Raw genomic sequence first — 11,557 nt, 5'->3', positions numbered from 1 at the left:
CTGCTTATCCGGTAGGGGAAACCGATGCGAAAGGCTTTGAATTCGCTTTATCAAGCGTCAACGGCTCTGGCTGCGTGCTGCCTCGTGGTCATCGCCAGCCTCGTGGTCATCCAGGTGCTCGGAAGAGCATTGGACTGGACAAGGAAGATATCCGGGCTGGAACCATTGGGTCTGCAGGTGCCTTCGCTCGCGGAAATCGCCGGTTTCCTGCTGGTGGGAGCTTCGTTTCTGGCGCTTGCCGGAACTCTGCGAAACAGTGATCACATCCGTGTCTCGATTCTGCTGCAGGCTGTTCCGCCGGCAATCGCCCGTTTTCTGAACGTTTGGGCCATTGCTGTTGCCTTTGCGCTGGCGGCCTTTTTTACCTGGCACGCAGGATGGCTCGCCTTTGACAGTTTCAACTACAACGAAACCTCCTACGGCATCATTCCCATTCCGCTCGTCTATCCGCAGCTCATCATGACCTTCGGGTTGATGGTGTTTGCGATTTCGCTTTTTGACGACCTGGTTCTGACCCTTGTGGGAAGCGATCCAAGTTTTGAAACCGTCGTCAAGGACGACCCGATCGAGGGGAAAGAATAATGGACCTTTCCTTGATCGCACTGTTTCTCGGCTTGGGAATGCTTGCGGCTCTGGCGACCGGGATCTGGGTCGCCGTGGCACTTCTTGGGGTCGCACTTGCAACGATGCTGCTGCTGGTTTCCGTCCCGGCCGGACCTGTCATGGCGACCACGATCTGGGGCGCTGCTAATTCCTGGGACCTGACGGCATTGCCGATGTTTATCTGGATGGGGGAGATCCTGTTCCGGTCACGCTTGTCGGAAGACATGTTTGCCGGGCTCTCACCCTGGATGCGTAATTTGCCGGGTCGGCTTCTCCACGTAAACATACTCGGCTGCGGAATATTCGCAGCAGTTTCCGGATCGTCTGCCGCGACCACAGCCACAATCGGGCGCATGTCGCTGCCTGAGCTGAAACAGCGTGGATATGATGAGCGTATCGCCATCGGGACACTCGCGGGATCGGGAACGCTCGGTCTCTTGATACCTCCATCTATCATTCTGATTGTTTATGGAGCAGCGACTGAACAATCCATTGCCCGTCTGTTCATGGCGGGTGTCCTGCCTGGAGCGATGCTCTGCCTTCTGTTTATGGGATATGTTGGTCTCTGGTCCGTGCTGAACAAGTCCAAGATGCCGCCTAAGGAAGAGGTTATTCCCTTTTTCGAACGGTTGAAATCAACGCGACGTCTGTTCCCGGTCATTGGTCTCATCGTCGGTGTGATCGGATCCATCTATGCGGGGCTTGCGTCCCCGACAGAAGCTGCGGCAATCGGTGTCACGCTGTCGCTGCTTTTGTCCTGGGGGTCGGGAACCCTTTCCCGCAGGAGTTTTGTTGACGCTCTCATGGGAGCGACGCGAACTTCCTGCATGATCGCCTTCATCCTGGCTGGCGCGGCTTTTCTCACCGTGGCCATGGGGTTCACCGGGATCCCGCGTGAGCTGGCATCGTGGATTGCAGCGTTGGAGCTCTCTCCGTATGCCCTTTTGATCGCGCTGACACTGTTTTTCGTGGTTCTGGGGTGCTTCCTGGATGGCATCTCCGTAGTGGTGCTGACGACTTCGGTGATCTTGCCGATGGTGGAGCAGGCAGGCCTCGATCTCATCTGGTTTGGTATCTATCTGGTGTTGGTCGTCGAAATGAGCCAGATTACCCCTCCGGTAGGCTTCAATCTGTTCGTGCTTCAAGGCATGACGGGTCGGAATATCTTCTCTGTTGCACGAATGGCGTTGCCATTCTTCCTGTTGATGATCCTGGCTGTTGTACTGATTGTTGCCTTCCCGGGCTTGGCTCTTTGGCTCCCGCAGTCGATGCTGAGCAACTGATGATGACCTAGGGAGAGGTGAAAACGTTGACGGTAAAGTCGGACACCAAGAGTGAAAATCCAATCGGTCCCGTTGTTTCGGCTGCGCATCTCGCGTCCGGAGCTATGCCGGCGCTCTCGGAAATTGAATTTGCCGTCACCATGATGGTCAACGCCTATCATCGATGGATGGTGCGTTGTATCTCAGCCAGCGGCTCGGAAGGACTCGGGCCTCTGGATGTGCTCGTCCTGCATTCCGTCAACCATCGAGGACGCGCAAAGACGCTTTCCGACATTTGTCTGGTTCTGAACATAGAAGACACGCACACCGTAACTTACGCTCTCAAGAAGCTGGAAAAAGCCGGACTGATCTCGTCCGGTCGCCGCGGCAAGGAGAAAACCGCGGAAATTACCGAATCTGGAGAAACTGCGTGTCTGGAATACAAGCGTCTGCGTGAAGCGCTGCTGGTGGAACCGATGAAGGCGCTCGGCCTTGATGAACGAGAGCTCTCAAAACTCGCCGCTACACTGCGGCTGGTTTCGGGAAATTATGATCAGGCTGCGCGAGCTGCGGCAGCGATGTAGATTGATTGTGGCCGGGACACCTGGCATTGACTTGTGGTCGTCGACTTAACAACCTGATTTTCATATTTCCAATTCCTTTTGTCTCCGGCCAAAATGTGCGTGCAGGGTTCTCGAACATTGAATACTACAATATTTCCTGTATTATCGAATTATGAAAGATCAAGACGCAGTCATAGCCCTTGGAGCGATTGCCCAGGAAGACCGGTTGGCGGCATTTCGTCTCCTGATGACCAGGGGACCAGATGGCCTGCCATCAGGTGCCATTGCTGAAAGGCTCGAAATTCAGCCAACCCGGATGTCGTTCCATTTGGCAGCATTGGAGCGCGCAGGACTGGTGACCACACGTCGTGACGGCCGCCACATTCTTTATTCAGTCGATTATGAACGGATGCGAAATCTGCTGACTTTTCTGATGGAAGACTGCTGCGGCAACAATCCCGACGTCTGCTGTCTTCCTGCGAACCGACCTACAAACCCCTCAATTGCCGACAGGACCTGACCTGAATGACCATCACCATCTATCACAACCCGAAATGCGGTACGTCGCGCAATACGCTGGAAATGATCCGCAAGTCGGGCGAGGAGCCACAGGTTATCGAGTATCTCAAAACACCGCCTAGCCGGGGTGAGCTTGTCGACCTGATCAAGGACATGGGTGTTTCTGTGCGCGATGTGTTGCGTCAGAAAGGAACGCCCTATGATGAATTGGGTCTTGGCGAAGACAAATGGTCTGATGATCAGCTTATCGATTTCATGATGGAGCACCCGATCCTGATCAACCGGCCGATCGTTGTGTCGGAAAAGGGCGTTCGCCTGTGTCGTCCGTCGGAAAGGGTGTTGGAGCTACTCGCAGACGATATCGGTTCTTTCACCAAGGAAGACGGGGAGGTTGTGACCCCAGGTTCGTCCGATGCCTGATTTAGATTTTCCGGCAACTGATCTTCAAAACCTTTCCGAGGAGGATCTGGATCCGATATCGCATGATCAGCTCTTTGCATCTGATCCAATGCGACATTCGCCACGCGTGCTTCTGCTTTACGGTTCCTTGAAACCGCGATCCTACAGCCGGTTTCTGGCGCTGGAAGCAGAACGGTTGTTGAAGGCGTACGGAGCTGAAACCAGGATATTTGATCCTTCGGGTTTGCCCCTGCCGGATGATGCGGAACCCAGCCATCCAAAAGTCGCCGAGCTCAGAGACTTGTGCGCCTGGTCTGAGGCGCATGTCTGGTGTTCCCCTGAACGGCATGGTGCGATGACCGGCGTGCTGAAGTCGCAGATCGACTGGATCCCGCTGAGCGCTGGTGCCATTCGACCGACACAGGGTAAGGCTCTGGCGCTTCTTCAGGTGTCGGGCGGGTCCCAATCCTTCAACGCCGTCAATCAGATGCGCGTTCTCGGGCGGTGGATGCGTATGGTGACGATCCCCAACCAATCATCGGTCCCAAAGGCCTATCAGGAATTCGATGAGGCTGGCCGTATGAAGCCGTCTCCACTTTATGACCGGGTTGTCGATGTCATCGAAGAGTTGATGAAATTCACCCTCCTGACCCGAGGGCGATCCGATTACCTTGTCGATAGGTATTCCGAACGCAAGGCAGCACGGCTGAAGAAGGTAGCCGCACAAGACGCGGCTGTTGGAATTTCACGATAGTCTGAAAGCCGGTTTAAGGACGAAGTCCGCAGAAACTCGGATTTTGCCCTTAAACGTCGCCGTTATTCCGGCTGCCGGAGCCCGGTGATGCCGTGACCAGGGTCGCATATTGAGCGAGTTTTGGAGCCAGTGTGATCTTGGGGGGCGCTTCGCCCTGTTTCCGGTTTTGCGGAAACCAGTAACCGCCTGAGGAATTGAGCGGAAAGATCGGGTTGTTTGCTTCGTGCCGGGCCACACTGTCGGGTTTGCCAAACATGTAGCCCTGAACAAGATCGCACCCGGCAGCACTCAGCAGAATCGCCTGATCCTCCGTTTCCACGCCTTCCGCCGTAATCTGCACATCCAGTGATCTGCCCAGACCGACAATCGACGTTACGATCGCGTCCGTACTTGCATCCTTGCCCAGATTTTGAATGAAGGCCTTGTCGATCTTGATCTTGTCGAAAGGGAACAGGCTCAGGTAGCTGAGGGAGGAGTATCCGGTACCAAAGTCATCCATCGCAATCGACACGCCCATATCGTGGATTTGCCGGAGCGTTTCGATGACGGCTTCCGTGTTTGAAATCAGGAGACTTTCGGTGATTTCAATTTCAAGGCGTTTGGGATCCAGTCGGGAATTCTGCAGCGCCTGGGCAACCCGGTTTTGTGTTTCACCGGCGATAAACTGTGCCGGTGAAACGTTTACCGCCACACGTCGTTCCTTGTTTTCCCACAGAGCGGCTTCCAGGCAGGCATGATTGAGAACCCATGTGCCGATCTCTTCTATGAGGCCGGTATCCTCGGCAACTGGAATGAATATGTCCGGCCTGATTGTGCCTTTGCCAGGATGATCCCATCGGATTAGTGCCTCGTACCCTTTGAGCGTGCCGTCACGCAGGGCATATTGCGGCTGATAGACAAGATTGAACTGGTCGAACTTGAGTGCTCGTGAGAGACCTTTTTCGATTTCCTTGCGCTTTTGTGCATCTGAATCAAGGTCCGGCGTATACCAGGCAAAGGTGGATCGTCCGCTGTGTTTTGCCCGATAAAGCGCCAGATCGGCACAATGCAACAATCTCGAAGCGCGCCAGGAGCCGTCCGAGGCTCTGGCAAGCCCCATGGAGAGCGAAATCTTGATTTCCTTGCCATCGATGACACAGGGAGCATCCGTTGCCGAGATCATGTCAGCGGCAAGTCGTGTCATTCGGGCCGGATCGGAAATCGATCTGAGCAGGACCGCAAATTCGTCGCCTGAAAGCCGGGCAACCAAGTGATTGCCGAACACGGATTTCAGCCGTTCCCCTAATATCTGCAAAAACACATCGCCGGTCCCGTGTCCGTGTGTGTCGTTAATCTCCTTGAACTTATCGACATCGATCAGCATGACCCCGATATTCGAAGCCTTTGCCTGGGCGAGCCGCAAAGCTTCGGTAAGGCGCGCATTGAAGACAGCCCTGTTCGGCAATCCCGTGAGCGCGTCGTGATGTGCAAGATACTGAATGTTTCGGTTCGTTTTGACCTGATCGTGGAAGCGCATCCATAAAAGGATGGCTGCAAAGAAAATCGAAATCAGACACAGACCGCCGATTGCAGCGCTGATCGACCAGATCAAAGGTGTCAGGCTGGCCAAAATGTGAGACTGGTTGGTCAGGATCAATAGTCCCGGCACGCCCGGCGTACTGTCGATGGGGGAGTACGCTATGACGGCGTTATCTCCGAACCCACCTCGCCATGTCATATCCGGTATGGCATCGAGAATGCTCCCCGATTTGAGGGCATTCACCGCAGCCGACAGAGTGAAGGGCGAGTTAAGGTCGTCTTCCCTGTACCAATTGATCTTGCTCGCATCGATTCGGGCGCGGGCTCCGTTTGCGACAGAGGCAGGAAAAATGACGGCGGCATCCAGGACGGCCGAATTTCCACTCTTGAGCAATAGCAGATCTTTGAGGGCTTTCAGTTTGTCCGGAGATAGCCCGAGGCCATCCTGCTCCGGAACTGACAGTCTTAATCCTGTGAGTTCCGGTGGAGGTGGCAAGGAACGTTCTTTTGCGAGCGTTTGAAGGATATCTTGCACGCTTTGCTCATGTGGCAAAAAAGCGTGTTCCAGACCGCGTTCCAGCAGCCAGTGGGTGAGCAAGCGATTGCTCGCATAGACGCCTAGCGCCAGCGTCAACACCAGCGACATTGAAATGAAAAAAATAACAATGTTACTTCTTACAATTGGAATTGCCATACGGCGGGGCACCAAATTCAAATATGCATTGCGTCAAATCTAGAATTAAAACCTTTAACCATCATGAATCGTTACGGTTTTGCCTCAAAGTGTGAAGGTTTTTAAGGTGTGCATTGTAAAAATCACACCTAGTGGTTTAGACAGGTCAGCCGAATTATCGATGGCTGGTCAAACCAACCGTCTGCCGATAAGAGTGTGACATACATTTGATTCATCCGGACTTTGGAGGGATCGATAGTCTGAAAGACCCGGTCCCGGTGGGAGTTTTTTAGTGAACGTCTGGAGCAGTATCGGCAGCATCGTAGGTGCTATTGGAACCGGCGGCGCACAGTTCGTCGATCGCCTTGTTCAGCTTGTGCTTGCCCGTCCCGAAGGCACCAGTACCGTTGGTTTCACGGTCGCCATGATTGCCCTTTCGGCAAAAATGGCAAAAGCGGACGGTGTGGTAACAACCGATGAGATTCTCGCATTCAGGGAACTCTTCGAGGTTCCGCCCAATGAGGAACGCAACGTCGCACGCCTGTTCAATCTGGCTCAGGAGGATGTTGCCGGTTTCGAGGTCTATGCCAAGAAGCTTGCCGATCTGTTCCCTTATGATCATAAGACCTTGCTGGATATTCTGGACGGACTTTTTCACATCGCCAAGGCAGATGGTGTGGTCCACGAGAGCGAAGTCGCCTACCTTTCCAAGGTCGCCGAATTATTCGGCCTGACCGATCGGGAGTTTTCCAAAGTTCTTGCGAGACACGTCCGCGAAAACGGCAATCCTTACGAGGTGCTGGGTCTGGGACCCGAAGCCAGTGATCAGGAACTCAAGTCTCACTATCGCAAGGAAGTGCAGGAAACCCACCCCGACCGGTTGATTGCCAGAGGCGTGCCGGAAGAATTTGTTCGCATCGCCAATGATCGGCTTGCCGCCTTGAATGATGCCTGGACGAAAATCTGTGCGGAAAGAGGTATATGAGCGTCGCGACTGATACCGGAATTGAAGCCAGGGTCCATCCTTCGCCCAATCACGGGGAAAGAGCGCCAGGTATGCACATCGATATGGTCGTTCTGCATTATACGGGCATGCGCTCAGGTGAAGAGGCACTACAAAGATTGTGCGATCCACGGGCTGAAGTGTCTGCGCACTATCTGGTTCATGAAGATGGAACCGTTTTGCAGTGCGTTCCGGAAGCAAGGCGCGCCTGGCACGCGGGGCGAAGCTCATGGAAAGGGCAATCCGACATCAATTCTCGATCCATCGGTGTTGAAATCGTCAATCCTGGCCATGAATTCGGATACTGCCCGTTTCCGGTGGCGCAGATCGATGCCGTTATCGCGCTGGTGGACGATATCTGTCGTCGACACAACATTCAGCCTTGGCGTGTCCTGGGGCATTCCGACGTTGCTCCAGACCGCAAGGAGGATCCGGGTGAACTGTTTCCGTGGGACAAGTTATCGGATGCCGGAATTGGCCTTTATGTGAAACCGTTTCCAATTCAGTCTGGACTCTTCATGCAGGAGGGCGACCACGGTCAACCGGTGGAGGCAATTCAGTCCATGCTGGGAGTTTTTGGCTACGATCTGGATGTGACCGGTGCCTTTGACGGTCAGACCAGGAAGGTTGTGACCGCCTTTCAGCGTCATTTTCGTCCCGAACGGGTGGATGGGGTCGTTGACCGGTCGACTGTAGAGACACTGAATGCCCTGTTGCGCAAATTGCCATCTCTTTCCGAGTAACCTGTTCCCTGTCCGGTGCCTCGACTTTTGCTGAGAGCCGGCTCGAAGCCAGTTCAGGTTGGTCGAGCATCGTATTCGGAAACATTACAAGTGATACAGGTTGGTCACAGACATTCCTTGGAAAGCCGTTTATTCGCCGGTTTCAGAACTTTATTTGGACATAAACTACGTTAACTGCTGAAGTTTGATGTCGATTTGCGGTAAAATTCAGTAAAAAATTGAAATAATTCGTGATCAGTAAGCGCCAAATTTCGTCTCATAGCTACGGCATTTCTCCGGCCCAGATTTCAACTGCAATGAAAACCAAAAGGGCTGGACTGAATGTTACGGTCATACACCAAGCTTACTGGGGCGCTTTGCCTTTTCGCCTATGCAACGACACTTACAGCGCCGGCGGCGCTGGCCGCAGGGTCCGGGTCCGATCCTGTCCTGCATGTGATCGACACAGACAAGATCAAAAAGGAAGCCGACGCGATCGCTTCCAGGGAAAATGTGGGTTCCGGATCTGCTCCGCTTCTGCATGTCATTGAATCCGACAACAAGGACACCAAGCAAAAGGAAGCAAAGTCTTCCGGCGCCAAGTCCAAAACGACGGCAAAGGCAAAGAAGAAAACTCCTAAATCAACTGCCAAGGCCAAGAAGTCAGCTCCCAAGAAGAGCACAACCGCGAAACGGGCTCCGATCACTAAGAGCGAATACACCAAGCTGATCCGCAAGGCGGCAGCGAAGCATGGTGTGCCGGTCAAAATCGCCAAGGCCGTTGTCGAAGTGGAAAGCAACTACAATCCGCGGGCGCGGGGACGTGCTGGTGAAGTCGGCCTGATGCAGATTAAACCGGCGACGGCCCGGGGCATTGGATATCGTGGGTCGACAAAAGCCCTGTATGACCCGGAAACCAACCTGGAATGGGGCATGAAATATCTTGCAGGTGCGCACAAGAAAGCCAACGGCGACCTGTGCGGAACCATTCTGCGTTACAACGCCGGTCACTATGCCAAGCGGATGAACCCGGTCAGCAGTCGTTACTGCTCGAAAGTCAAACGTATTCTTGCTTCCAGCTGAGCTGGATCTTGGGCGGTCACTTGTGGCAAGGAAAACCCCGCTGAGAAATCAGCGGGGTTTTTTTAGGTTTTTCGCTCTGAGCAGGAAATTCAGGCAAATTTCTTTCTGGCTGCAGGCACAGACGCGGGCACCTCAGTTTCTTTTGGAACGTCTGGGGCAGAGAAGGGCTGTCCCAACGCGGTGACGACGGGAACGACCCCGGCCCAGATTTCCGTTCCCAGATCTTCCTCGTCATCAACAGGTCCGCCGGTTCGAACCTTAGTGCTCGCATGCTCGATTTCCAGAACCAGGACACCGGTTGCTTTGTGTTCTTTCGCCAGCATGTCTCTGCATTCGTCCCAGCGACCGGGCAGGAGGTGATCGGTGATTGCCGCCAGTGCCGCGATTTCCTCATCCCGATCCGTGACCAGATGCGCCGTACCGTGTACGATTGCGCACCGGTAATTCATGGAGTGGTGAAATGCCGAGCGGGCAACAACAAGTCCGTCGATCAGAGTAACGGTCAAACTTGCCGGAACACCTTCAGAATTATGTTTGACGATGCGGGTCGTGCTGGCTCCATGGATGTACAATTTGTTGCCGATCCGGGCATAGGCCATCGGGATGACCATCGGACGGTCTTCGTGAATGAAGCCACAATGTGCAATCAGACCAGCGTCGAGGATTTCATAGGCAAGGTTACGGTCATAACTGCCCCGGTTCATTTGCCTGATCCTGGCATAGTCCGGCAGTTCAGCCGTTTTTCGTTTTTCCAGAGAGGACATCATCGTCTCCTATTTGTTTTGCATTCTTGGAAGATGTGTGCTCAAAAAATTGGATCTGTAAAAGATCCGGTTTCGGTAAAATGACAGAACCAGTTATTCCTGAAGGCATTCTTTCCCTGGATCGTTCGAGCGATGTCTCGCTGTCGGAACAAATCTATCGCGGGTTTCGCGATGCTGTCCGCAAGGGGCTGCTCTCTTCCGGTACGCGGTTGCCGTCAACAAGACGTCTTGCGGCCATGCTGGAGGTGGGCCGCAACACGGTGAATGCCGCGTATGATCTTTTGCAGGCGGAAGGTATTATATTCGTCAGAACCGGCGCGGCACCCAGGATCATGAATGGGTTGCCTCTGGAAGGGATGACCCACAATCGGTCCTCGACCGCAAGGAAGCGGTCACTTTCAAAACGCGGGATCCTGATGTCCGACAACATTCGAGGCGTCGGATGGGCATTTCGGCATGGAGTGTTGCAGCCTGGAGCCCCAGCACTCGACTGCTTTCCGTACGAAGAATGGGCAAGGTGCCTGCGTCGTGCTGCCAGGCTCGAGCGGAGCCCGGACCTGCAATATCAGAACTATACGGGGCTGCCTGCATTGCGACAGCAATTGTCGCGTCATCTGGCTGCAGAGCGCGGCGTCAGAGCGGATCCGGAGCAAATTCTGGTGACAAGCTCAATGCAATCCAGCCTTTCTCTTCTCGCACAGGCTCTTTCAGACCACGGGGATGAAGCCTGGCTGGAGAACCCTGGATATCTTGGTGCAAAGACTGCCTTTCATGCGGCAGGTCTGAAAATTCGCCCGCTACCGACAGATGAGGACGGGGCAGATGTCGCGGCAACGGACATATCTAAAAGTCCCTCAAAGCTAATTTACGTGACACCTTCGCACCATTATCCGCTTGGGGCGCGGATGCCACTTGCCCGGCGGCTGGCTCTGCTTGAGGCTGCCCGCGCCAGTGGCGCGGTCATACTTGAAGACGACTATGACAGTGAGTTTTTGTTTGCCGGACGCCCCGTCGCCGCTCTCTATGGACTGGCGGAAGAAGGACAGGTGATTTACCTGGGTACTTTTTCCAAAAGCCTGATGCCGGGTTTGCGCGTTGCCTATTGTGTCGTGCCGAACGACCTTGTGCAGCCCTTGACGCAGCTGATGCGCAACATGGGATGCTCGGCCAATGTTCAGGCGCAGGCTGCACTGGCCCATTTCATGGATAGCGGCTGTTATCAAAAGCACCTGAAGCAGATTCGCCAGATCTATCGGAGCCGTGGAGAACAGCTGGTGGACACTTTGCGTTCACGGCTGGGCAACCGGATTCATGTCGAGATACCAACTGGAAATGTTCAAGTGTCAATCATGTTTAGAGAGCGGATTGACGATGTCAGGCTCGCGATGGACCTGCAAAGTCACGGATTTGCAGTGTCACCGCTCAGCAATTGTTATCTCGGATCGGACGCCAAGTCCGGACTGATTATCGGATTTGCCGGAGCGACACCGCCACAAATCACCAAAGGCGTCGAGATCCTTGGAAATCTGATCGAGGCAGTGGGTTAGGAAGATCTTTTGCCGCCCAAAATCAAATCGCATGAGCGCTAAAGACGCATCCTGGGTACTTCCCCGCGGATAATCAGGTTGGCTTCGGTTGCCGAGATTACTTCGTCAACCGTCGCATTCGGACCGATTTCCTTCAAGAGAAGTCCG

Annotated in this window: 12 protein-coding genes; 10 read left to right on the top strand and 2 right to left on the bottom strand. The window is 54.1% G+C overall.

Annotated features, from left to right (window positions below; translation table 11 throughout):
* Positions 1–24 precede the first annotated feature (24 nt).
* From K5905_RS15735 to arsH, 6 genes are all read left to right on the top strand, one after another.
* A complete protein-coding gene (locus K5905_RS15735; RefSeq protein ID WP_297585596.1) occupies positions 25–582 on the top strand; it encodes a TRAP transporter small permease in 558 nt (185 codons plus the stop codon).
* The gene (locus tag K5905_RS15730) at positions 582–1,886 is read left to right on the top strand and encodes a TRAP transporter large permease subunit (RefSeq protein ID WP_297585595.1); all 1,305 of its coding nucleotides are present in this window, start codon (positions 582–584) and stop codon (positions 1,884–1,886) included. The genes K5905_RS15735 and K5905_RS15730 overlap by 1 nt, the downstream gene beginning before the upstream one ends.
* A 104-nt stretch (positions 1,887–1,990) precedes the next feature.
* Positions 1,991–2,449, top strand: a complete 459-nt coding sequence (locus K5905_RS15725; RefSeq protein ID WP_297585597.1) for a winged helix DNA-binding protein — start codon at positions 1,991–1,993, stop codon at positions 2,447–2,449.
* A 151-nt stretch (positions 2,450–2,600) separates the two neighbouring features.
* The gene (locus tag K5905_RS15720; protein ID WP_297585594.1) at positions 2,601–2,948 is read left to right on the top strand and encodes a helix-turn-helix transcriptional regulator; all 348 of its coding nucleotides are present in this window, start codon (positions 2,601–2,603) and stop codon (positions 2,946–2,948) included.
* A gap of 5 nt (positions 2,949–2,953) precedes the next feature.
* Positions 2,954–3,367, top strand: a complete 414-nt coding sequence (arsC, locus tag K5905_RS15715) for an arsenate reductase (glutaredoxin) (protein WP_297585593.1) — start codon at positions 2,954–2,956, stop codon at positions 3,365–3,367.
* Positions 3,360–4,100: an arsenical resistance protein ArsH gene (gene arsH / locus K5905_RS15710; RefSeq protein ID WP_297585591.1), complete on the top strand. Its 741-nt coding sequence runs from the start codon at positions 3,360–3,362 to the stop codon at positions 4,098–4,100. Before arsC ends, arsH begins: the two co-directional genes overlap by 8 nt.
* Positions 4,101–4,149: 49 nt before the next feature.
* Here the strand turns inward: arsH and K5905_RS15705 are convergent, their stop codons facing one another.
* The gene (locus tag K5905_RS15705; protein ID WP_297585590.1) at positions 4,150–6,312 is read right to left on the bottom strand and encodes a bifunctional diguanylate cyclase/phosphodiesterase; all 2,163 of its coding nucleotides are present in this window, start codon (positions 6,310–6,312) and stop codon (positions 4,150–4,152) included.
* Between the two features lie 271 nt (positions 6,313–6,583).
* Here K5905_RS15705 and K5905_RS15700 point away from each other — a divergent pair, with 271 nt between their 5' ends.
* From K5905_RS15700 to K5905_RS15690, 3 genes are all read left to right on the top strand, one after another.
* On the top strand, positions 6,584–7,276 hold the full coding sequence (locus K5905_RS15700) for a TerB family tellurite resistance protein (RefSeq protein WP_297585588.1): 693 nt from the start codon (positions 6,584–6,586) through the stop codon (positions 7,274–7,276).
* Positions 7,273–8,037, top strand: a complete 765-nt coding sequence (locus K5905_RS15695; protein WP_297585586.1) for an N-acetylmuramoyl-L-alanine amidase — start codon at positions 7,273–7,275, stop codon at positions 8,035–8,037. Before K5905_RS15700 ends, K5905_RS15695 begins: the two co-directional genes overlap by 4 nt.
* 321 nt (positions 8,038–8,358) lie before the next feature.
* Positions 8,359–9,099 carry a lytic transglycosylase domain-containing protein gene (locus K5905_RS15690; protein WP_297585585.1) on the top strand — a complete coding sequence of 247 codons (741 nt, stop codon included), beginning with the start codon at positions 8,359–8,361 and terminating at the stop codon, positions 9,097–9,099.
* 89 nt (positions 9,100–9,188) lie between these two features.
* Here the strand turns inward: K5905_RS15690 and K5905_RS15685 are convergent, their stop codons facing one another.
* The gene (locus tag K5905_RS15685; protein ID WP_297585584.1) at positions 9,189–9,863 is read right to left on the bottom strand and encodes a pyridoxamine 5'-phosphate oxidase family protein; all 675 of its coding nucleotides are present in this window, start codon (positions 9,861–9,863) and stop codon (positions 9,189–9,191) included.
* An 80-nt stretch (positions 9,864–9,943) separates the two neighbouring features.
* Here K5905_RS15685 and K5905_RS15680 point away from each other — a divergent pair, with 80 nt between their 5' ends.
* Positions 9,944–11,410, top strand: coding sequence for a PLP-dependent aminotransferase family protein (locus K5905_RS15680; RefSeq protein ID WP_297585583.1), 1,467 nt, complete (start codon positions 9,944–9,946; stop codon positions 11,408–11,410).
* The last annotated feature ends 147 nt before the right edge of the window (positions 11,411–11,557 follow it).

Origin of the sequence: Roseibium sp., assembly GCF_025698965.1 — a bacterium.
Lineage (GTDB): Bacteria > Pseudomonadota > Alphaproteobacteria > Rhizobiales > Stappiaceae > Roseibium.
This window is presented reverse-complemented; position numbering and strand designations above follow the sequence as displayed.

Bases quoted from the DNA above. Each gene is read 5' to 3' on its own strand.
- K5905_RS15735 (WP_297585596.1), top strand. From the start codon at position 25: ATGCGAAAGGCTTTGAATTCGCTTTATCAAGCGTCAACGGCTCTGGCT.
- K5905_RS15730 (WP_297585595.1), top strand. From the start codon at position 582: ATGGACCTTTCCTTGATCGCACTGTTTCTCGGCTTGGGAATGCTTGCG.
- K5905_RS15725 (WP_297585597.1), top strand. From the start codon at position 1,991: ATGCCGGCGCTCTCGGAAATTGAATTTGCCGTCACCATGATGGTCAAC.
- K5905_RS15720 (WP_297585594.1), top strand. From the start codon at position 2,601: ATGAAAGATCAAGACGCAGTCATAGCCCTTGGAGCGATTGCCCAGGAA.
- arsC (WP_297585593.1), top strand. From the start codon at position 2,954: ATGACCATCACCATCTATCACAACCCGAAATGCGGTACGTCGCGCAAT.
- arsH (WP_297585591.1), top strand. From the start codon at position 3,360: ATGCCTGATTTAGATTTTCCGGCAACTGATCTTCAAAACCTTTCCGAG.
- K5905_RS15705 (WP_297585590.1), bottom strand. From the start codon at position 6,312: ATGGCAATTCCAATTGTAAGAAGTAACATTGTTATTTTTTTCATTTCA.
- K5905_RS15695 (WP_297585586.1), top strand. From the start codon at position 7,273: ATGAGCGTCGCGACTGATACCGGAATTGAAGCCAGGGTCCATCCTTCG.
- K5905_RS15690 (WP_297585585.1), top strand. From the start codon at position 8,359: ATGTTACGGTCATACACCAAGCTTACTGGGGCGCTTTGCCTTTTCGCC.
- K5905_RS15685 (WP_297585584.1), bottom strand. From the start codon at position 9,863: ATGTCCTCTCTGGAAAAACGAAAAACGGCTGAACTGCCGGACTATGCC.
- K5905_RS15680 (WP_297585583.1), top strand. From the start codon at position 9,944: ATGACAGAACCAGTTATTCCTGAAGGCATTCTTTCCCTGGATCGTTCG.